This is a genomic window from Thiomonas sp. 13-64-67, from assembly GCF_002282795.1.
GTDB lineage: Bacteria > Pseudomonadota > Gammaproteobacteria > Burkholderiales > Burkholderiaceae_C > Thiomonas > Thiomonas arsenitoxydans.
Genome location: NZ_NCKP01000029.1, coordinates 35,477 through 55,893, shown reverse-complemented (window position 1 = coordinate 55,893; position 20,417 = coordinate 35,477). Strand labels below are relative to the sequence as shown.

The 20,417-nt window shown below is 63.8% G+C and carries 24 protein-coding genes, 2 tRNA genes and 2 pseudogenes (1 of these 28 cut by a window edge); 18 read left to right on the top strand and 10 right to left on the bottom strand.

What is annotated here, in order from left to right:
- The 5 genes and pseudogenes from B7X30_RS08880 to B7X30_RS08860 all read left to right on the top strand — a co-directional run.
- Window positions 1-513, top strand: a pseudogene (locus tag B7X30_RS08880) (hypothetical protein); the annotation flags it as partial.
- Window positions 510-893 (top strand): hypothetical protein, encoded by a 384-nt coding sequence (locus tag B7X30_RS08875; protein WP_286730278.1) that lies wholly within the window; start codon window positions 510-512, stop codon window positions 891-893. The pseudogene B7X30_RS08880 and the gene B7X30_RS08875, both read left to right, overlap by 4 nt.
- Before the next feature lie 100 nt (window positions 894-993).
- Window positions 994-1,209, top strand: a complete 216-nt coding sequence (locus tag B7X30_RS08870; RefSeq protein WP_286730277.1) for a hypothetical protein — start codon at window positions 994-996, stop codon at window positions 1,207-1,209.
- 1 nt (window position 1,210) lies between these two features.
- Window positions 1,211-1,513: a hypothetical protein gene (locus tag B7X30_RS08865; protein ID WP_286730276.1), complete on the top strand. Its 303-nt coding sequence runs from the start codon at window positions 1,211-1,213 to the stop codon at window positions 1,511-1,513.
- A 44-nt stretch (window positions 1,514-1,557) separates the two neighbouring features.
- On the top strand, window positions 1,558-2,808 hold the full coding sequence (locus tag B7X30_RS08860; RefSeq protein WP_286730275.1) for an AAA family ATPase: 1,251 nt from the start codon (window positions 1,558-1,560) through the stop codon (window positions 2,806-2,808).
- A 124-nt stretch (window positions 2,809-2,932) separates the two neighbouring features.
- On the opposite strand, the gene B7X30_RS08855 is transcribed toward B7X30_RS08860, so the two are convergent.
- Window positions 2,933-3,958 (bottom strand): IS5 family transposase, encoded by a 1,026-nt coding sequence (locus tag B7X30_RS08855; protein ID WP_286730274.1) that lies wholly within the window; start codon window positions 3,956-3,958, stop codon window positions 2,933-2,935.
- A gap of 35 nt (window positions 3,959-3,993) precedes the next feature.
- Between B7X30_RS08855 and B7X30_RS08850 the strand changes: the two genes are divergently transcribed.
- The 3 genes from B7X30_RS08850 (at window position 3,994) to B7X30_RS15740 (ending at window position 6,099) form a co-directional block, all read left to right on the top strand.
- On the top strand, window positions 3,994-5,064 hold the full coding sequence (locus B7X30_RS08850) for an AAA family ATPase (protein WP_353681917.1): 1,071 nt from the start codon (window positions 3,994-3,996) through the stop codon (window positions 5,062-5,064).
- Window positions 5,065-5,176: 112 nt separating this feature from the next.
- Complete coding sequence (locus B7X30_RS08845; protein WP_286730272.1) at window positions 5,177-5,509, top strand: single-stranded DNA-binding protein; 333 nt, start codon at window positions 5,177-5,179, stop codon at window positions 5,507-5,509.
- Between the two features lie 128 nt (window positions 5,510-5,637).
- Window positions 5,638-6,099 (top strand): HGGxSTG domain-containing protein, encoded by a 462-nt coding sequence (locus B7X30_RS15740; protein WP_353681916.1) that lies wholly within the window; start codon window positions 5,638-5,640, stop codon window positions 6,097-6,099.
- A 251-nt stretch (window positions 6,100-6,350) separates the two neighbouring features.
- Here the strand turns inward: B7X30_RS15740 and B7X30_RS08835 are convergent.
- The 7 genes from B7X30_RS08835 to pgsA form a co-directional block, all read right to left on the bottom strand.
- Window positions 6,351-6,426, bottom strand: a tRNA-His gene (locus B7X30_RS08835).
- Window positions 6,427-6,489: 63 nt separating this feature from the next.
- Window positions 6,490-8,412: a SurA N-terminal domain-containing protein gene (locus B7X30_RS08830; RefSeq protein ID WP_286730271.1), complete on the bottom strand. Its 1,923-nt coding sequence runs from the start codon at window positions 8,410-8,412 to the stop codon at window positions 6,490-6,492.
- A 130-nt stretch (window positions 8,413-8,542) separates the two neighbouring features.
- Window positions 8,543-8,618: transfer RNA gene (locus B7X30_RS08825), tRNA-Val, on the bottom strand.
- A gap of 61 nt (window positions 8,619-8,679) precedes the next feature.
- Window positions 8,680-8,952, bottom strand: a complete 273-nt coding sequence (locus B7X30_RS08820) for an HU family DNA-binding protein (RefSeq protein WP_013105445.1) — start codon at window positions 8,950-8,952, stop codon at window positions 8,680-8,682.
- 164 nt (window positions 8,953-9,116) lie between these two features.
- Window positions 9,117-10,220 (bottom strand): tartrate dehydrogenase, encoded by a 1,104-nt coding sequence (locus tag B7X30_RS08815; protein WP_286730270.1) that lies wholly within the window; start codon window positions 10,218-10,220, stop codon window positions 9,117-9,119.
- A 20-nt stretch (window positions 10,221-10,240) separates the two neighbouring features.
- Window positions 10,241-11,143, bottom strand: a complete 903-nt coding sequence (locus B7X30_RS08810) for a DMT family transporter (RefSeq protein WP_286730269.1) — start codon at window positions 11,141-11,143, stop codon at window positions 10,241-10,243.
- Window positions 11,140-11,718, bottom strand: coding sequence for a CDP-diacylglycerol--glycerol-3-phosphate 3-phosphatidyltransferase (gene pgsA, locus B7X30_RS08805; RefSeq protein WP_013122812.1), 579 nt, complete (start codon window positions 11,716-11,718; stop codon window positions 11,140-11,142). The genes B7X30_RS08810 and pgsA overlap by 4 nt, the downstream gene beginning before the upstream one ends.
- A 100-nt stretch (window positions 11,719-11,818) precedes the next feature.
- On the opposite strand from pgsA, the gene B7X30_RS08800 reads away from it, so the two are divergent.
- Window positions 11,819-11,953, top strand: coding sequence for a hypothetical protein (locus B7X30_RS08800; protein ID WP_013122811.1), 135 nt, complete (start codon window positions 11,819-11,821; stop codon window positions 11,951-11,953).
- Here B7X30_RS08800 and B7X30_RS08795 read toward each other — a convergent pair.
- Both B7X30_RS08795 and B7X30_RS08790 read right to left on the bottom strand, forming a co-directional pair.
- A complete protein-coding gene (locus tag B7X30_RS08795) occupies window positions 11,945-13,315 on the bottom strand; it encodes a sensor histidine kinase (protein ID WP_286730268.1) in 1,371 nt (456 codons plus the stop codon). The genes B7X30_RS08800 and B7X30_RS08795 overlap by 9 nt on opposite strands.
- Window positions 13,316-13,324: 9 nt before the next feature.
- Complete coding sequence (locus B7X30_RS08790) at window positions 13,325-14,062, bottom strand: response regulator (RefSeq protein ID WP_286730267.1); 738 nt, start codon at window positions 14,060-14,062, stop codon at window positions 13,325-13,327.
- A 123-nt stretch (window positions 14,063-14,185) separates the two neighbouring features.
- Here B7X30_RS08790 and B7X30_RS08785 point away from each other — a divergent pair, with 123 nt between their 5' ends.
- The 9 genes and pseudogenes from B7X30_RS08785 to B7X30_RS08745 form a co-directional block, all read left to right on the top strand.
- A complete protein-coding gene (locus tag B7X30_RS08785) occupies window positions 14,186-14,656 on the top strand; it encodes a hypothetical protein (RefSeq protein WP_286730266.1) in 471 nt (156 codons plus the stop codon).
- A gap of 30 nt (window positions 14,657-14,686) precedes the next feature.
- On the top strand, window positions 14,687-15,001 hold the full coding sequence (locus B7X30_RS08780) for a hypothetical protein (RefSeq protein ID WP_286730265.1): 315 nt from the start codon (window positions 14,687-14,689) through the stop codon (window positions 14,999-15,001).
- An 18-nt stretch (window positions 15,002-15,019) separates the two neighbouring features.
- Window positions 15,020-15,709: a DUF2202 domain-containing protein gene (locus tag B7X30_RS08775; RefSeq protein ID WP_286730264.1), complete on the top strand. Its 690-nt coding sequence runs from the start codon at window positions 15,020-15,022 to the stop codon at window positions 15,707-15,709.
- A 26-nt stretch (window positions 15,710-15,735) separates the two neighbouring features.
- Window positions 15,736-16,365, top strand: a complete 630-nt coding sequence (locus B7X30_RS08770; RefSeq protein WP_156052881.1) for a DUF2202 domain-containing protein — start codon at window positions 15,736-15,738, stop codon at window positions 16,363-16,365.
- A gap of 115 nt (window positions 16,366-16,480) precedes the next feature.
- Entirely contained in the window at window positions 16,481-17,089 is a 609-nt protein-coding gene (locus tag B7X30_RS08765) for a TetR/AcrR family transcriptional regulator (RefSeq protein WP_156052882.1), read from the top strand.
- A complete protein-coding gene (locus B7X30_RS08760) occupies window positions 17,086-18,234 on the top strand; it encodes an efflux RND transporter periplasmic adaptor subunit (protein WP_286730263.1) in 1,149 nt (382 codons plus the stop codon). Before B7X30_RS08765 ends, B7X30_RS08760 begins: the two co-directional genes overlap by 4 nt.
- A pseudogene (locus tag B7X30_RS08755) lies at window positions 18,231-19,411 on the top strand (ABC transporter permease). Before B7X30_RS08760 ends, B7X30_RS08755 begins: the two are co-directional and overlap by 4 nt.
- 1 nt (window position 19,412) lies before the next feature.
- Window positions 19,413-20,120: an ABC transporter ATP-binding protein gene (locus B7X30_RS08750; RefSeq protein ID WP_286730262.1), complete on the top strand. Its 708-nt coding sequence runs from the start codon at window positions 19,413-19,415 to the stop codon at window positions 20,118-20,120.
- 21 nt (window positions 20,121-20,141) lie between these two features.
- Window positions 20,142-20,417, top strand: the start of a protein-coding gene (locus tag B7X30_RS08745) for an efflux transporter outer membrane subunit (RefSeq protein ID WP_286730261.1). It continues 1,479 nt past the right edge of the window; only the first 276 of its 1,755 coding nucleotides appear in the window; its start codon is at window positions 20,142-20,144; its stop codon lies beyond the right edge, outside the window.

The window sequence follows — 20,417 nt, the reverse complement described above, 5'->3', positions numbered from 1 at the left end:
GATTGGCCGCCGCAATCGCTGCGCAGGCGCGTCTGGGCGGCTCGTTTCTTCGAAATCAGCGTTCCCGATGCGTTCGAAAAGCACTTTTTCAACGGCCTGTTAGACCCCGGGTCAAAATTGAATCGGCACGGTGGGTCAAAATTCCATCAGCACGAACACTGGGTTGTCATGTGCGAGGCCGCCCGCATCGCCAGCGAAGCCAGGGGCTACACGGTGCAGCCGGAAAACTTCAAGGGTGTGCGCCGGTTTGAAAACGAAGCCGAACGGCTTGCAGACATCGCGCAGGACGAACTGCACGCCAGTACGCCGCAGCTATGGGCCTGGTACATGAGCGCAGAACTGAGGGAGCGCAACCCCGGCATGGACTATGCCGCACAGGGGGCCGCCGAGGTGCAAATCTTGCGCACATTTGGGCGCATGCCGACACGCTGCCATTGCGCCAAATGCCGAGCGGGTTGCAGTGGCCGAAGGGCGAGCCGCTGCCGACAAATTGGCGCGAGGGGCTTTACATGACGAAGGCCGAGCTTCGCGCATGGGCCAGGGAACACGCGCCGGATTTGCTGGGCAGTGCCCTACTGGTCGAGCCGAAATCAGCGCCAGCCGCAGAGGCTGCAACGATTGCGGGGCCAGGCAAGATGGGCAACAGCACGAAGGGCAAGCGTGCGCAGCCACTATCCGCAGAGATTGAAACCGCCAAGCGCGAAGCGACGAACCCGGACGATGCGTATTCGGTTTATGCCGTGCTCCAGAGATGGGCCGATGAGCGTAAAGCGCCGTTTCTCGGCCTTGTTAAAGGCGTGGGATGCAAGTATCTAACGCCCGACGGTAAGTTTGAAATCTTCACGCCCGCCGCATTGCGCAAGCGCATGAACCGCGCCGCTAAAGCCCGCTAACGGACGCCAGCGCCCGCGAACGCCCGCAGCTATCGGACAACGGGAAAACGCCGCATAACTTGCGAAACCATCGCAACTCACCTCCAATGGAGGGGAACTGATGGATACGCAAAACATGCCGCCCGAACTTGCACGCATCGCGCAAGGCCGGGAGTTTCTGACAACGGGTGAATTTACCCGCGCCTTGAATCGTGCGCCGCAGACGGTGCGCAAAAATCTGTGCATCGCCGGGCATTGCTACGGGGTGAAGCCGCGCCATGTTGCAGGCCGCTTGCTTTGGCCGGTGAGCGATACGGCTGCACTGCTGGGGGGCTGACATGGAACGCATCCCCCAAATTGAGAAACCCGCCGTGCAGGGCGGGCAGTTCGCAGAGCAAGGCACGCTGTTTGAACCGCCACCATTCTCGCCTGAATGGCCGAGCAGCGCAACCAAAGAGGGCCAGCTACTCGCTGCGTTGCTCGACGGTGCAAGCCTCAACCATCCCGAATTTGGAAGCATCGCCCGGACATGGCGACTTGCCGCCTATGCCTACACGCTCAAGCGCAAAGGGTGGCACGTTCGCACCTTGACAGAGGACGGCAAGCCTTGGACTGGCAAAGCCTGCGGAATCGCCCGGTAAAGCCTGGAGCCTTCGGACATCAAGGCAGTGAAGGGGGCGCGCGCATGATGAACGGCCATGACAATATCGAACGCGCCCGCGCCGCCCTTCAAGCCATCCCGCCGGATTTGCCCCGCGAAGATTGGACACGCGCAGGCATGGCCGCCAAAGCCGCAGGGCTGGCGCTGGAGGACTTCACCGACTGGAGCAGCAGGGGCGACAACTTCGCCGGGCCGAAGGACTGCGCCAGCGTGTGGCAGAGCTTCAAAGGTGACGGCATCGGGCCGGGCACGCTGTTTCACCTTGCCTTTTCGCATGGGTGGAGAGACACAGCCCGGAAACAGCGCCAGCCGAGCCAAGCGACGCAGCGCAAGCCCAGCCAAAACAGCCCACATCGGGCACAGCCTGACGCCGCCGCCATCTGGGAGCAATGCGAACCCGCAAGCCCGCAGCAGGGCTACATCGTGGCGAAGCGTGGCAACCCTCAAGGCTTGCGCCAGGTGCCCGCGGGTTCATCCCTTCGCATCGCTGGGCATGACGTTACCGGCTGGCTTGTGTTGCCCTGCCGCACGCTGGCCGGTGAACTCCAGACGCTGCAATTCATCCCGCCGCCGGGTGCTGGTAAGAAACTGAACCTTGCTGGTGCGAGCTTTGGCGACGGCCTGCACATCGTGGGCAGTCTGACAGACGCCGCGCAGTGCTTCATCGTGGAAGGCATCGGCCAAGCGTGGGCATGCTGGCAGGCAACCGGGCAGCCCGCCGCCGTGTGCTTTGGTGCGGGCCGTATGAGTGCCGTGGTGAACGCCATCAAGGCGCATGCGTCAACCTTACCGCTGGTGCTGGTGCCCGATACCGGCAAGGAAGCGCAGGCCGAGGCCATCGCCCGCGAACATGGGTGCCAAGTGGTGCGCATGCCAGCCGACAAGCCCGCGAACTATGACGCGAACGACTACGTCGCCGAGTACGGGGCCGATGCGCTGGACGTGCTGCTATCGAGTCCAGCCGAACCCGAACGCCGGTACAAGCTGCGCACGGCTGCGGAAATCGCCACGCTGCCGCCCGTTCGCTGGCTGGTGCGGGGTGTGCTGCCCGCCGAGGGACTGGCCGCGCTGTTCGGTGCATCGGGTTCGGGCAAGACGTTTCTCGCCTTGGACATGGCCGCCGCGATTGCCGAGGGCCGCCGCTGGTTCGGGTATCGGACGTATGCTGCGCCTGTGGTGTATGTCGGACTTGAAGGTGAGGCCGGGTTATCGCAGCGCGTGCAGGCATGGCACAAACACCATAGGGCACCTCGAATTACCCGGTTTGTGAGCTGACATCGCCCTGATGACGCCGCAATCGAGCCCAGTTCCGGGGCCTGCGAAGGGCAGCGCGAGGATCTTTGTGCCCTCTGGCGCCTGGATTCGGTCGATTTCGACCGGTCCAAGCCCATTTCGGGCGCTAGAAGGGCTGCAGACCGACCTCCATCAGCGTGCACAGACGCCGCAGGTTGTAGGCCGCCGCCTTCCAGTGCAGATGCAGCGTCGCGCGGTCCAGGCCGATCGAGCGCAGCGCCTTGCCGCCCATCTGCTCCAGGCTGGCGTAGATGGGATCCGCGCGGGCCCGGGTCTTGGCAATGCGCCGATTGCGTCGCTCCTGGCAGTCCGACAGCGGCTTGCCAGCCTGCCCCTTGCGCTGGATATGCAGGCGCCAGCCCTGGGCCGTCAGGCGCTGCTCGCGCTCACCGTCGACGTAGCCCTTGTCGGCCCAGACATCGCGGCTGGTGTTGCCAGCATTGAGCACGCCCTCGAAGTGCAAGGTGTCGTGCTCGCTGGCCGTGCTCACCTGCACGCGGTGAATCCGCTTGTGTCGCTTATCCACGCTCGTGGACAACTTGTAGCCGAAGTCGCTCTTGCCGTGCTTCTTGGTCCAGCGCGCCTGCACGTCCTTCAGCCGACGCTTCGAAGGCGACCACTCGGCCGGCAGGGCATCGTGCTGCACGATCTCCTTCTCGTCACGCGTGAGCTTTTGCTTGGGCGCCGGCACGATGCTCGCGTCGATCATCTGCCCGCCCCGCGCGATGTAGCCTTGGCGGTCGAGCTGCCGGTTCACCGCTTCGAAGATCTTCTCGGTGGCCCCTGCCTTGATCAGCCTCTCCTTGAAAGCCCAGAGGGTCGTGCGGTCGGGTGCGTGCGAACTCTGCCGCAGCCCCACGAAGCGCTGGAAGCTCAGCCTGTCCAGAAGCTGGAATTCCATCTGCTCGTCGCTGAGGTTGTAGATCTGCTGGATCACCAGAACCCGGACCATCAACTCGGTCGGAAACGGCGGCCGTCCGCCGCGCTCGCGGCCAGGCCGGGGCGCCGCCTCGTCGATCTGCGCGGCCAGCGCCGCAAAGTCCACGTGCGCGGCCAGCTTGGCCAGCGCGTCACCGATCTTGTCCAGCTTCGTCTCACGCTCTTGCCCCGCGAACAGACTGACCTTGATCATCTCCACTTCCTCATGTCCCCGACACAGGCAACATCATGCCAGTGTCCGGGCGGTTTTTCGAGGTGCCCCATAGAAGGCCACTGCCCGAGCAACTGCGCTTTGTGGTGTCGCAGCCGTTCAACCTGCCCACAGCCGACGACGTGGCAGAGCTTGCGCAGGCTTGCCGGGCTGCTGGTGCTGGCGACGGGCTGTTGATTCTCGACACATTGAACCGCGCCGCGCTGGGTTTAGACGAAAACGCAGTCGAGGACATGGGCGCAATCATTGAAGCCGCCGCCGATTTGCAGCGCCGCATCGGGGGGACGGTGTTAGCAGTTCACCACAGCGGCAAAGACTTGACGCGGGGCATGCGGGGACATTCCAGCCTGCACGCTGCCCTAGATGCGGCAATCGAGGTGCGCCGCGATGGTGACGCCAGGGAGTGGCGCATTGCCAAAAGCAAGGACGGAGCCGACGCCGAGGGCATCGCGTTTCGCCTGGAGGTGGAAACGCTGGGCATCGAGGATGACGGCACGCCCTATTCATCCTGCGTGGTGGTGGAGGAACGCCCCAGCGAGCAGGACAACGCGCCAGCAAAGGCTTTTCTGGAGGCGCAAACCATGCGGCAAGTGCTGACGCTGTTGCATGAGACTTTCCAAGCTGGCGACTATCTCAGCCCCAGCGCAACCGCGCCAGTGGGCACGCCGTGGGCAGTCTTGCGCCACATGGAAGGTTTCCCCGCCAGGATGCGCAAACCCGAACTCACGGGCCTGTTTCGCGCCATGCAAAAGGCCGGGCACATTCGCCGGGAGGGATACACCAAGCCGAACCGACACCCCGGTGAGAGGTGGGCTATCACAGCCGCCGGGTACGCCTTCGCCGGGATTGCAGCGCCAGCCGAGCAGGAGCCTAAAACCGAAATTGCGCCGACCGCGCCGACATGCCATGTTTCAGAAGTTGACGCACCAGACGCAGGCGCGTCAAGCGCCCTGCGTCGACATACAGGGGGTTATAGGGGGAGGTTGACGCAGCGCACGCAAGGCGAAGCGACGGCTGACAACCCACTTCCTGGAGCAACACAAACCGCGCCGACTGCCGAGGTTGGCGCAGAGGAGGTGCAGCTATGAACGCCGCCCGAACCTTCGCCCTGCTGGTGCTTTGTTTGCTGCCGCCCGCAACGATTGCAGCCCTGGTGCTGTACGCCCTGAACCCCGCAACCCGCGCCCAAGGAGGCCGCCCATGATTGACGCATTGATAGGTGGAACGCTGCACGCCGCCGCCGAACAGAAAACCGGCCAAGCTGGCAAGCCGTTTGTGGTGTGCAAGGTTCGCACGCCGATGCAAAGCGGTGAAGCCTTGTTCGTGAACGTGATTTGCTTCGACAAAGCCGCATGCGCCGCGCTGCTGGCGCTTCACGCGGGCGAGCCGGCGCACCTTGCCGGAACGCTCACGCCGAAGGTGTGGACGCCGCCACAAGGCGAGCCGCGCCCGGTGCTCGACATGCAGGCCCATGCGGTGCTGACTGCCTACGCGGTGCAGCGCCAGCGCAAGGCAGCCGCAGACGCCCTATGACACCCGTTATCCACCCGGCACAGCCGCGCCGCAACACTGAAAGGACTACGCCATAACGCCCACCCCACCCAAAACCCGCCGCCAATTCGAAGCGGACGCACAAAAAGCGCACTTCGCACGAATCAGGCATGTGTCGAAAACCTGCAACGACGATTTGGCGCTGCGCGCGAAGCTGCTTGCTCGGTGCGCCGAGCTATACCGCGAGGATTTGGCACGCGCAGAGGCCGACTATCGCAAACAGCAGCGCGCGCTGGAGCAGCGATGAACAACGGCAAGGTACGGTAAGGGTGCCGACTATCTTGGATTTGGCAGAGCGCCTGCGCCAGATAGACAGCGCAGCACGCGAGGCCGACGCTTTGGAATCGCGCCTAATCGAAGCTGGGGTTTCGCCTGAGCAGGCCGAGCGCGCAGCGGAGAAGGCTTTCCGCTCAGGGCTGCTTTGCATGGCGCGAACCCGCAAGGGCACGCCCTGCCTGTGCATTGGCGACGGACGCGGAGGACGGTGCAAATTCCACGGCGGAGCCTCTACCGGGCCGCGCACCCCCGAAGGGAAACGCCGCGCACTTGCCCCCTGGAGCGATACCGGCTGACGCGAACGTAACCCGCCAAATGCGACACATACGCGCATGCGGCATGGGGTGCGCTGAACATTGCCCGGCTAGTCCGGGTTTTTTTGCGCCTGTGGTGCGCGGAAAAACCAACCCCATAAGCGGGAACCGAACAATTCCGCCGCAGTGGCGTGCAGGCCAGCCATTCCCGCGCAAACCCTACACAGCCCCTACATGAACGCCGGGCAACAAAAAGCCCAGCGGGTGAGGCTGGGCTAAGTGCTTGATTTATTTGGGGTGGCTGATGGGACTCGAACCCACGACGACAGGAATCACAATCCTGGACTCTACCAACTGAGCTACAGCCACCACAGAAAAACGAACATTCTATACGAAAGTCTTGGCCTTTTCGAAGGCCTGCAGTCGCGGTAATCAGCCAGCGGCTGCGGGTTCAGCCTTGGGTTTGTAGAGAATTTCCACCCCGAAACGCTTCTTCAAGGCTTCGATGTAAGCGTTCATCACGCCCTGGGTGAGCGCCTGTTGCTCGGCGTTGGCGGCTGCGCTGATCAGTTGTGCGGGCGCCTGGCCCTCGATCACCTTGTCGAGTTGCAGCACGGCATAGCCTTGCGCGCCGAGATCAACACCGGCGGTGGCGGGCAACTTGCTGGCGCTCAGCCCGAATGCCTTTGAAACGATGAGCGGCGAAACACCAGGGGTTGGTTGGGTCAGGTTGATCGTCTGTGGCGCGCCAAAAGTGAGGGTGGCGGGCGACTTCAGCGCCTGCTCGCCCGCTTTGCGAGCGAGTTCGGCCGCTTTCTGATCGACCAACATCTGCCGCGCCTGGGTCTGCACTTGCGCCAAAGGCAGGGTCTGCGCCGGGCTGAACGACAGCACGCGAGCAGAAGCCCAGACGTTGGGCGCAATCTGGATGGCCTGCAGATTGTGTTTGTTGCGCAAGCTGGATTCGGCAAACAGCGCGTCGAGGAACGCTTTGCTCGACAGCGGACTGATTGTTCCTGGCACTGCGGGCTGCGGCGTGCGGGTAACGTTACTGGCGGATTGCACCTTCAGATGCAGCTTGTCTTCGACGGCCTGAAAGCTGTCCGGATGCTCGAACACCGCATTGGTGAAGGTTTCCACGTCGGCCGACATCTGTTTCTGCGCGGCCTCTTGTTGCAACTGTTTTTCGATGCCGGCCTTGACGGCATCGAAGGGCTGCTGTGCGCCCGGCTTGATGCCGGTGAGCTCGATGATGTGATAGCCGAACTGGGTCTTGATCGGCCCGACGATTTCGCCGATTTTCTGCATGCCAAATACCGCATCGGCAAAGGGCTTGACCATCGCATCGGCGGTGAAATAGCCCAGATCACCGCCCTTCTCGGCAGAGCCCGGGTCTTGCGAATCCTTGCGCGCCAGCGCGGCAAATTCAGCGGGGTTGGCCTTCACCTGCTTGGCGATGGCTTCGGCACGGGCCTTGGCTTGTTCTTGTTGCGCCGCTGTGGCATCGGCAGGAACCGCGATCAGGATGTGGCTGGCGCGGCGTTCGGCCGGTGTCGAAAATTTGGATAGATTGGCATCGTAAAAAGCCTTAGCCTGCTCGGCGGTGACTTTGATGCCCGCGGCCACTTCAGCGGCGCTCAGAACCACATACTGAATGTCGGCTGACTCGGGTTTCTGGAAACGGGCGGTGTTGTTCTTGTAGAAGGTCTCGACCTCTTGCGGGGTCACTTGCACCTGTGCGGTGTAGTCTGCCGGCTTGAACAGGGCCAGACGCACTTCGCGCTGTTGCGCAGCCGCTTTGGCGGCGGCTGTGGCCAGAGCCTGGCTGTCGATCACCGATCCGGCCAAGCCACCGAGCACCTGTTGCAGGATGAGCTGCTCGCGCACCTGCGCTTCGAATTGCGCGGTGTTCATACCCTGTGCGGCGATCAGGCTGCGATAGGCCTGCACATCGAAACTGCCATCGGGCTTGCGCAACGCGGCGATTTGCGGAATCTGCAAAATGGCCTGTTGCACCTGAGCGTCGGTCACTTCGAGATGTTCGCGCCGGGCTTCGAGTTGCAGCAAAGTCTGGCGAATCATGCCGTCGAGCGTGCGCAGCTTTTGCTCGGGCGTGTCGAGCTGCTTGATGTCCACCGCACTGCCGAGCATGCTTTGCAGGCGTGCGATCTCGTCGCGGTTGGCAGCGTCGAGCTGCTGCATGCTGATGGTCTGACCGCCCACCTTCGCCGCCGCATCAGCGCTCCCCTCAAAGCTGGAGTAGCCCTGAATTCCAAACAGCACGAAAGACGGAAAGATCAACACGAACAGCACGATTTGCATCAGCTTGCTGTGTTTGCGTATGGATTCGAGCATGGTGGCGCGGGCTTGGAGAGGGGTGCAATGCGGGAACCTGCCCACATTGTTTGCGGTCGTTCAAGGCCGCCAGAAAGTGCGACGAGACAACCGCGAAAATCAGAATGAACTCGGACGATGCAACAACCGATGGTGGGTGCTGAGGGGTTCGAACCCCCGACCTACGCCTTGTAAGGGCGCCGCTCTACCAACTGAGCTAAGCACCCGGTTATTGCCTGAAGCGGCAGCAGCAGCGTTGGGATCGCGCCGCGCTGCTGCCGGAACAAATTACTTGATGGCGTCTTTGAGACCCTTGCCCGGACGGAACTTCGGAATCTTGGCGGCCTTGATCTTGATGGCGGCGCCGGTACGCGGATTGCGGCCGGTGCGCGCAGCGCGCTTGGTCACGGCGAAGGTGCCGAAGCCGATCAGCGACACGCTGTCGCCCTTTTTCAAGGTGCGGCGCACGGCATCGATCAGCGCGTCAAGCGCACGGCCTGCTTGAGCCTTGTTGAGATCGGCGTTGTTGGCCATGTGTTCAATCAGTTCTGCCTTGTTCACTTGTGTCCCTCTTCAGTCTGGATCGGTCTGGATAAAACGCAAAGCCCGCGCCCTGCACGTGCGCGGCGGTGATCGGGCGATTAGAGCCGGGGGCATTCGCTCGTGTCAATGCGGCGTGTCATCGGTCGTGTTGCCTGCGCAAGACCGCGTATTCTAGCCATGAGTCAAACGCATTCGGCCACCGCCCGGCCCAGATCGGCCGTGGTCGCGGTTCCGCCGAGATCGGGGGTGCGCGGTGCGCCGCTCTCAGGCGCGAGCACGGTTTCTATGGCCCGCAATATCGCGTCGTGCGCTTCGCGGTGGCCCAGGAAGTCAAGCATCAGCGCTGCGCTCCAGATTTGGGCGATGGGATTGGCAATGCCTTTTCCTGCGATATCTGGGGCGGAACCATGCACCGGCTCGAACAATGAAGGAAAGCGCCGCTCCGGGTTGAGATTGGCCGAGGGCGCAATGCCGATGGTGCCGCAGCACGCGGGGCCGAGATCGGAGAGGATGTCGCCGAACAGATTGCTCGCCACCACCACATCAAACGTGTGAGGACGTTGCACGAAATGCGCGGTGAGAATGTCGATGTGAAACTGATCGCGCATCACATCGGGATAGTCGACAGATATCGCCTGCACCCGCTCGTCCCAGTAGGGCATGGTGATGGAAATGCCGTTGGATTTGGTGGCGGAGGTGAGGTGTTTGCGCGGACGGCTGCGTGCCAGCTCGAAGGCGTAGCGCAGCACGCGGTCCACGCCGATGCGGCTCATCACCGTTTCCTGGATGACCACTTCGCGCTCGGTGCCGGCGAACATGCGCCCGCCGATGCTGGAGTATTCGCCCTCGGTGTTTTCGCGCACGATCAGCATGTCGATCTCGCCGGGCGCGTAGGCGCTGCCGTCTCGCTTGATCAGCGGCGCATGCACGCCGGGCATCAACTTTGCCGGACGCAGATTGACATACTGATCGAACTCACGCCGGAATTGCAGCAACGATCCCCACAGTGAGACGTGATCGGGCACGGTCTGCGGCCAGCCGACGGCGCCAAACAAAATCGCGTCATGGCCGCCGATCTGCTCCTTCCAGTTCGCGGGCAGCATCGCGCCATGTCGCAGGTAATAGTCGCATGAGGCGAAGTCGAAATGATCGAGTTGCAGGGCGATGCCAAAACGGCGGGCCGCCGCGTCGAGCACCCGCAGGCCTTCGGGCACAACCTCTTGCCCGATGCCGTCACCGGCCAGAACGGCGATGCGCAGCGGCGAGGCCGATGGGCTTGCATTCATGGGATCTCCTGAAAATTTGTTCAACGCTGGATCAACACCGTCGTCGGCCTACGGGTCACGGCGATGACACCGGCGGCCACCAGCGCCATGCCCACCCAGGTCGTCGGGCCGAGCGTTTCGTGGAACAAGGCCCAGCCCATCAAGGCAGTGACGGGCGGCACCCAGTAGATCAGACTGGTCACCTGCACCGCCGCGCCGCGCTGAATGAGCAGATAGAGCAAGGCCCCTGCCCCGACCGTCAGCGCCAGCACCGACCAAGCCAGGGCCCCGATGAGCTGCCCGTTCCACACCACGGGCTCCGTCTCCAGCAGCGCAAACGGCGCAGTGATGATCATGGCCGCCAGAAGTTGAATGCTCAACGCGCCCCAGACCGAGGCCGGACGAACAAAGCGCTTTTGCCACAGCGTTCCGGCGGTGATGCTGAACAGTGCGAGCAGTGACAGCAGCAGGTTGTGGGCGCTCAGTTGTCCACCGTCGAACTTATGCAGGACCACCAGCGCCAAGCCGCCAAAGCCCAGCAGCAGGCCCAGCCATTGGCGAGCATGAATGCGCTGGCCTGCGGCCGAGACCAGCACCGCCGTGAGCAAGGGCTGCAGGCCCACGATCAACGCCACCGTTCCGGCCGGAATGCCCTGCTTGACCGCCGCCCACACCCCGCCCAGATAGCCCGCCTGCAACAAGGCGCCCACCACGGCGAGATGCAGCAATTGTTTGCCGCCGCGCGGCCATGACGTGCGCAGCCATGCGGCCAGCGGCAACAGCACCAAAAGCGAAAAGGCATAGCGCAGGCTGAGAAATTTCAGCGGCGGGGCGTAGGGCATGCCATAGCGGGCGACGATGAAGCCGGTGCTCCAGATCAGCACGAACACCCAGGGCATGACACGACGCAGCACGGCAGGTGTGCCAACCTGTGCGGCACTCACGTCAATTTCATCCCCGCCAGCGCAATGCGGAAGTAATACTGCATGGACCAAAGCGTGAGCACTGCCGCCGCCCAGATCAGCCACTGGCCGATCAGCACCGTATTCACCATGCCGAACAGGGTTCCGCCGAACAGCAAAAAGGGGATGGCCACCATTTGCACAGCCGTCTTGACCTTGCCGACATAGCTCACCGCCACCCGACGCGACTGACCAATTTGCGCCATCCATTCGCGCAGCGCGGAGATGGCGATTTCACGGCCGATGATGATGAGCGTCACCAGGGCATCGACGCGCCCGAGCTGCAGCAGGATGAGCAGGGCTGCAGATACCATCAGCTTGTCGGCCACCGGGTCGAGAAAGGCGCCGAATGCGGAGGTCTGGTTCCATTTACGCGCCAAATAGCCGTCGAGCCAGTCGGTGATGGCGCTGAGAATGAACAAAATGGTCGCGGCGAGGTTGCGCTCGGGCAGAGTCATCCAGTCGGTTGGCAGGAAATACACCCCGACGACCAGCGGAATGGCCGCCACGCGCGCCCAGGTGAGCAGCGTCGGCAGATTGAGCGCACGCAAAGACATGGAAGTGGAGAATGCGAAGTTCGGAAAATGGCTGCGTCGATGAGCGGCATGATAGGGTGAATGCCCTGGCTCATCCTTGCCGCGACAGGAAACTGACTTCATGAACTCCAACTGGTTCGCTGCCCATGTCGATCTTCTGCTCTACATCTACGGCGGTATTGCCATCGCGCTGGTCATCTGGACGTTGTGGCGGGTACGGCGTCGCAAGCGCACCGCCAAGCCCCCATCAGACTGAATGAATGGGCGACACCGGCGCCTCCACCCAGGCGATCAACCCCCCGCCGTCACGCTGCTGCAGTCCAACCGCCCAGCCGTGTTGCTGCGCCAATTGCCTGGCGATGGCCAGACCCAGGCCGGAGCCGTGCCCCGGCGTGCGGGCAGAATCGAGCCGGGTGAAGGGCGCAAATACCGCGTCGAGCTGATCGGCGGGAATGCCGGGGCCGCGGTCAAGCACGGCAATACGCACCCGGCCGGATGAACTGCCCGGCCCCGCCTGCAAGGTGATGGGGCCTGCGGCGTAGTGCACCGCGTTGGTCAGAAAATTGTCCACCACGCGCTGCAAGGCGGCGGCATCCACCCACGCGTGCAGATCGTCCGGGCATTGCACGCCGAGGGTTGCACCGCGTGATGTCGCCCATTCATCGTGCATCTGCAATCGTTCTTGCAACCAGGGCTTCAAGACGAGGTCTTCTGCGGCTTGCGCTCGCAGGCCGCGAGCGAGGGCAAGCACCTCGCCGATCAGCCGGTCCATCGCCAGAACATCGCGCTCGATCTGGTCGAGCCGTTCGGGAGTGGGCGCCATGCGTTGCAGTTCCAGCGCCAGGCGGATGCGCGCCAGGGGCGAGCGCAGATCGTGCGATACGCCGACAAGCAGCGTCGTGCGCGCCTGCAGCAAGGCGTCGATACGTTCGGCCATTTGATTGAAATGCGCCGCAAGGTTGGCGATTTCACGCGGCCCCGACTGCGACAAACGCTGCGGGGTATCGCCGCGCGCCAGCCCGGCTGCGGCCTGCTCCATGGACACCAGCGGCCGCGAAATGCGCCGCGCCCACCACAAGGCCAGCAGAAACGACAGCGGCAAGGTCAGGGCGAGACCGATCAACAGGGCTCGGATGGGTTGCGTCTGGATGCGGCTGGTATCGAACCCCACGCCGATGTCGCGCCCGCCTGCGGGAATGCTGGTCCAGAGCCAGATGTGTCCCTGCGCGTCGGTCTGCCGACGGAAATACACCGCATGCCCGGTGCGTTGCTGCAGCGACTGTTCAACAAAGCCGATGTAAAGCCCATGCGTCATGCCGTTGTCGGCAGGCGGCTGCATATCGGGCAACAGGCTGAGACGATAGCGGTTGTGCAGCTCTTGCTGAAACGCCGGGCGGGTTTGCGGAGGCAGTTCTGCCCAGGTTTGCGCGGACAGCACCATGAGGCCCGCGAGATCGTCTGCCGAGCGCTGCGCCATGGGCTTGAGCACGAACAGCAGCGCGACCCCGGCAAATGCCAGCTCCAGGAGCAACACCAGTACCAGCATCGCCCGCAACGTCTGCTGCCGCAGCGTGCGCTTGTGCGATCCGGTTTCGCTCAGTCCTGCAGTGGGCTGCATGAAGCGAGGTCAGGCGCCTACGCCTGACGGATTGAACAGGTAACCCTGCCCCCGGATGGTGCGAACGTAAACGGGATGGGCCGGATCATCTTCGATCTTGCGACGCAGGCGAGCAACGCGCACGTCGATGCTGCGATCGAAGGCATCGCGCTCATAGCCTTTGAGCCAGTCGATGAGTTGATCGCGGCTGAGCACGCGGTTGGGATGCGCGACCATGGCCTGCAACAAGGTGAACTCGGCCACGCTCAATCCCACATCCTGCCCGTCACGCAGCAAGCGAAACGCCGCGGCATCGAGCAAGAAGGGGCCGAACCGCACCGCCTGTTCTGCCGGTTTGGACGCGGGCGGCAAATCCCCCGCAGAGGTCGGCTGCGCCCGGCGCAACAAGGCGCGCAGACGGGCCAGCAGCTCGCGGGGGCTGAAAGGTTTGGGCAGATAGTCATCGGCACCGACCTCCAGCCCGATCACCCGGTCAATCTCTTCGCCGCGCGCCGAAAGCATGAGGATGGGCAGATCACTGCTGCGCCGCAGTTCACGCGCCAGCGCCAGCCCGTCCTCGCCGGGCAGCATCAAGTCGAGGATGACGGCGTGCGGCATTTGCTGCGCCAGACAGGCGCGCATGGCGTCGCCATGAGCAGCCAGATCGACCACAAAGCCATTACCGGTGAGGTAATCACGCAGCATGGCGCGCAATTCCGGGTCGTCATCGACCACCAGAACGCGCTGACTGGGAGCAGGTGAATTCATGGCCCGAAGTCTAGGACTTCCAAGGGGCTGGCGGCGTTTGCCGACATGGAGTGAAACAAAGTGATACGCAAGGGAATACAACGCCTCGTGCAAGACATCCAGGCGCAACCTCGCCATCGAAACATGTCCCCCATCGATCACAACCACTGCCTTGTCCGTACCGCCATGCACGCTTTCGCTCATTCTTGCCTCCGCCTGACCGTCGGTCTCGGTCTGAGCCTCGCGGGTTTGGCGACGGCTCAGGCGCAGCAGAAGCCTCTGAGCGCGGGAGCCTTGTTCGATGCCACACGCCAGGTCGCCGCTGATCAGGCGCGGCAAGCCGAAGCTGGTGCGGCAGCCCAGGCGGGCAAATCGCTGCACAGCCCGGTTGCTGGAGCACCTACGGGTTTGTCGGCCCTGCAAGCACCGCATGGGAACGAGGCCCCTTTCGGCACGGGCTATGAGCGCCGCATGGAGCGTGCGGCAGCCATGGCCGGGCTGGCCGTCGGCTCTCCCGCAAGACCTGCGGCGGCTGGCGCTGCTGCGGGTGGCGGCGCCGGAGCCGGTGGCGGGGCTCATGCGGGCGGACAAGGCAGTGGGCGTGGTCGACGCTGATTCACGTTTTTCAACTTCAAGGAGTTCATCATGAAACAACGCACTTCTCTTCGTCTTCTGGCCGCTGCCGTGGCCATGGGGGCTGCAGGTTCCGTTTTTGCCGCCGGTATGGGGGGTGGCGGTATGAGTGGCGGTATGAGCGGTGGCATGGGTGCCGGAGCCGCAGCGGGCGCCGGAACCGGCCAGATGCAGCAACACCAGTACCAGCATCGCAACATGAATCAGAACAGCGGCACGGCACAGGGCGCTGGTCAGGGCCAGAAGCTGCAGCAGAGCGACCAGCAGCGCATCCAGGATCCGTCCCTGCAACCGGCCCCTGCCACCCCTGTCACCACGACGAACTAACCCTCGGAGAACCCAAACATGCAACGCCGAACTTTTCTCAACACCACCCTCGGCGCTGCGGTGCTGGCTCTCACCGGCTGCGGCGGTGGCGATTCCACCGTCGCCGCAACACCAGCAAGCACCGACGCGACCTCCGCCACGGCCATCGCCGCGCTCAGCACGCAGCTCGACGCCCTCCCCCCCTCGGATCTTTCGGCCACCGAAGCCAGCGCACTGGTGTTCATGCGCGAAGAAGAAAAACTCGCGCGGGACGTCTATCAACTGCTCTACACGCAGTGGGGACAGAAGGTGTTCAGCAATATTGCGGCCAGCGAGCAGCAGCACATGGACGCCGTGGCGCTACTGCTGACGCGCTACAACCTGCCCGATCCTGCAGCCGCAACCGCACCCGGCGTGTTCCAGGATCCGCACGTGCAGGAGTTGTTCAACGCCCTGATGGCGCAAGGCCAGACTTCACAGATCGCCGCGCTCACCGTAGGGGCGACGATCGAAGACCTGGATATTCTGGACCTGCAGACGCGCATCGCCGCCACCGACAACGCCGACATCGCCCTGGTGTTCAACGAATTGATGAAGGGTTCGCGCAACCACATGCGTGCCTTCATCTCGCAACTGACCAAGCAAGGCGTGACCTACACGCCGCAGTACATCACACAGGCCGAGTTTGACGCCATCGTCAACAGCCCGACCGAAACCGGCGCGATTTGATTCCCCCCGACAAAGACTTCGAACCGATGAAAACCCCCACCTACTTTTCCAAAGCCATTCTCGCCCTGGGCGGCGCGCTGATGGTCACCGCGGCCTTTGCTGGCAATGGCCGCAGCGGCGGCGATAGCACCCGCACCCTCGACAACACTGAGGCCGCCAGCATCGTGTTCATGCGTGAAGAAGAAAAACTCGCCCGCGATGTCTATCAACTGCTCTACACCCAGTGGGGACGGCCCATTTTCAACAACATCGCGGCCAGCGAGCAGCAGCACATGGACGCCGTGGGCACTCTGATCACCCGCTATAAATTGCCCGACCCCGCCTCGCATACCGGCACGGGGGTGTTCGTCGATCCCGAGCTGCAGACCCTGTTCAACGCCCTGATGAGCCATGGGCAGACCTCGCTGAATGCAGCGCTGCAGGTTGGCGCCGCCATCGAGGATCTGGATATCAAAGACCTCAACGAGCGTATCGCGCAGACCGACAATCCAGACGTCAAGCTGGTTTACATGAATCTACTGAAGGGATCGCGCAATCATCTGCGCTCCTTCGTCTCGCAGTTGACCGCGGCAGGCGTCAGCTACACACCGCAGTACATCACGCAAGCCGAGTTTGACGCCATCATCAACAGCCCGAAGGAGACCGGCCGGGTCTGACCCGAGTCGCCTTCCCCGACAAAGCACACTGGGTGTCATCAGCATCGACCTGGGTGTGCTTTTCTGCGATGTGCGATGTTAGTATTCACTTACTTACTTTAATTCTGCGCTCAAATTGAATACTCGTCCCCCGCATCTGCCTGCCGAAGAACGCCGCGAGGCCACGGTCGAATCCGTCATCGAACTGGCCGCGCAACGTAATCCGAGCGACATCACGACCAGCGCCATCGCCCAGCACATGGGGCTAACGCAGGGCGCGCTGTTCCGTCACTTCCCCACCAAAGACGCCATCTGGGAAGCGGTGATGCAATGGGTCGCCACGCGGCTGATGGCCCGGGTCGATCGCGCCATCGCCAGCCACGACAGCGCGCTCGATGCGCTGGAGGCAGTATTTCTCACGCATGCCGCCTTCGTGGCCGAGCACCCGGGCGTGCCGCGCATGTTGTTCGGTGAACTCCAGCGCGCCGAAGACACGGCGGCAAAACGCGCGGCCCGCACGCTGCTGGCCGCCTATGGCAAGCGCGTACGCCAACTCATCGTCAAAGGACAACAGCGCGGCGAATTGAGCCAGGACATCGAGCCCGACGCGGCCGCCGCCATGTTCGTCGGGGCCATACAAGGTTTGGTGATGCAGACCCTGCTGTCTGGCGAACCACAACACATCCGCAGCGCAGCGCCCGGTGCGTTTGCGCTGTATCGCCGCTGTATCGGGAGCACAAAATGAATTTTTCCGTCCTCAATCGCCGCACCCTGCTGTTGCTGACGGTGCTGATTCCTCTCGTCTTGCTGCTGGGCTATGTGGCGCTGCGCACCGGCCCGCTGGCAGCGGTGCCCGTTACCGTGACCACGGTTGAAAGCCATGCGATCAACCCGGCGCTGTTCGGCATCGGCACGGTGCAGGCCCGGTATGCCACCCTGGTCGGCCCGACCGTGGCCGGACGGGTCAAAAGTCTTGATGTCCATGTCGGCGACCGGGTACGTGCCGGCCAGGTGCTCGGCGAAATGGACCCGGTGGATCTGGACGAGCGCATCCGCTCGCAACGGGCGGCCTTGCTGAGCACCCAGGCGCAGTTGCGCCAGGCGCAGACCCAGCGCGATTTCGCCCGGACGCAGGCGACACGCTATGCCCAGTTGCTTGCCGCGCACGGCACCACCGAGGAACTGCTCGCCACCCGCCAGCAGGAGCGGCAGTCGGCCGAAGCCGCGCTGCAAGCGGCGCACGATGCTGTCGAGCGCGCCCGCGCCGACCTCGCCGCGCTGCAGGCCCAGCGCAGCAACCTCAAGCTGGTTGCGCCCACTGCCGGCTTGGTCACCGCGCGCGACGCCGACCCCGGATCGACGGTCGTCGCCGGCGCCCCGGTGGTCGAACTGATCGCGCCCGATAGCCTGTGGATCGACACCCGCTTCGACCAGCTCACGGCCACCGGCCTGGCCGCCGATCTGCCGGCGCGCATCGTGCTGCGTTCGCGCTCGGACCAGACTCTGGCCGGGCGGGTGCTGCGGGTCGATCCCGTGGCCGACGCGGTGACCGAGGAGACCCTGGCCAAGATTGCGTTCACCCCCTTGCCGCAGCCGCTGCCGCCGATCGGCGAGCTGGCCGATGTCACTGTCGCCCTGCCCGCATTACCGGCGCGTCCGACCGTGCCCAACGCCAGTCTGCAGCGCGTGGACGACCAGCTCGGCGTGTGGCGCGTCGAAGGCGACAAGCTGCAATTCGCCCGCGTCAAGGTGCTGGGCCGCGACCTGGACGGCCGCGTTCAGATCGAGGGCCTGAAGACCGGCGAGCGCGTGGTGGTCTACAGCCAGCGCACACTCAGCGCGCGCAGCCACATCAGCATCGTCGACCACATTCCCGGAGTGTCGCCATGATCAGCCTGGCCGGACGCGACATTCTGCATGCCTGGGGCAAGTTCGTGTTCACCGGCATCGGCCTGGGCCTGTTGATCGGCGTCACCCTGGTCATGGCCGGGGTGTACCGCGGCATGATCGACGATGCCATGGTGCTGCTCGACAACAGCGGCGCCGATCTGTGGGTGGTGCAGAAAGACACGCAGGGGCCTTACGCCGAATCGTCCAGTCTGTATGACGACACCTGGCGCGGCATCGCCGCCATGCCCGGCGTGGCCAGCGCCAACAACATCACCTACCTCACCATGCAGGTGCGCGCTGCGAATCACGGCGAGCCGCGCGATGTGCGCGCCATGGTGGTGGGCATCGCCCCCGACGGCCCCGGCAGCGCGGGCTGGCCGCCGTATCTGGTGGCCGGACGGCAGATCACCCGCAGCCATTACGAGGCGGTGGCCGACATCGCCAGCGGCTTCAAACTGGGCGACACCCTGCAGATCCGCCGCAATCGCTACACCGTGGTCGGGCTGACGCGGCGCATGGTCTCTTCCAACGGCGATCCGATGGTGTTCATTCCGCTCAAGGACGCGCAGCAGGCGCAGTTCCTGAAGGACAACGAGGCCATCCTGCAGCAGCGCCGCCGTACCGCCGAGAACCCGGCGTTCAACCGCCCCGGTGTGCCCGGGCTGCTTGACGCCATCATCGCCTCGCAGAGCACCAATAACTATGTCAATGCCGTGCTGGTGCGCATCAAGCCCGGCTACACCGCCGACGAAGTGGCCGCGCCCATCCGGCGCTGGAAGCGCCTGACCGTGTTCACCCGCGCGCAGATGCAGGACATTCTGGTCAACAAGCTCATCGCCACGGCGGCCAAGCAGATCGGCATGTTCATGGTGATCCTGGCCATCGTCAGCGCCGCCATCGTCGCCTTCATCATCTACACCCTGACCATGGACAAGATCCGCGAAATCGCGGTGCTCAAGCTCATCGGCACGCGCAACCGCACCATCGCCGCGATGATCATGCAGCAGGCGCTGGCGCTGGGACCTTCGCCGCGCCGCTGTTTCCCAAGTTCGTGCTGCTCATGCCGGGCGACTCCATCGCCGGGTTCTTCGCGGTGATGGTGATTTGCGCGCTGGCCAGCGTGGTGGCCATCCGCATGGCGCTCAAGGTCGATCCGGCCGAAGCGATCGGAGGCTGAAATGAGTGAAGGCATCCGCATCGAAGGCCTGAAAAAGCGCTACGGCAGCGGCGACACCGCGGTGAACGCGCTCAAGGGTGTGACCATGCAGGTCGCGCCGGGTGAAGTGGTCGGGCTGGTCGGCCCCTCGGGCTCGGGCAAGAGCACCTTGCTGAAGTGTCTAGGCGCGGTGATCGAGCCGACCGCCGGGCGCATGACCCTGGGCAACGAGGTGATCTACGACGACGGCTGGAAAATTCGCGACCTGCGCGCCCTGCGCCGCGACAAGATCGGCTTCGTGTTCCAGGCGCCGTATCTCATTCCCTTCCTCGACGTCACCGACAACGTCGCGCTGCTGCCCATGCTCGCTGGCGAACCCAACGGCAAAGCGCGCCAGCGTGCGCTGGAACTGCTCACCGCGCTCGACGTGCAGCACCGTGCCAAGGCCATGCCCTCGCAGCTCTCAGGCGGCGAGCAGCAGCGCGTGGCCATCGCCCGCGGCCTGGTCAACCGTCCGCCGGTGATCCTCGCCGATGAGCCCACTGCGCCGCTCGACAGCGTGCGCGCGCTGGCGGTGATCCGCATCCTGGGCGACATGGCCAAGCGCTACCAGACCGCCATCATCGTCGTCACCCACGACGAAAAGATCATCCCCACCTTCAAGCGCATCTATCACATCCGCGACGGCGTGACCCACGAGGAAGCCGGCGAAGGACGGGGCTTCGACTGAACCGCACTGGAAGGAGTCCTCATGTTGAAAAGCCTGCCCGCAGATGTGCGCCCCTACCGCCGCACGCCCGAGTTCACCGAATCCACGATACCCAAGGGCCTGCTCAAGGAACACACCACCAAACCTGGCGTCTGGGGCGTGATCCACGTCACCCAGGGCTTGCTGGAATACCGCATTCTCGCAACCGTGCCCGAACGACATCTGCTCACGCCCGACAAACCCGGCATCGTCGAGCCGACCGTACCGCATGAGGTGGCCCCCATCGGCCCGGTGCGCTTTTATGTCGAGTTTCATGCC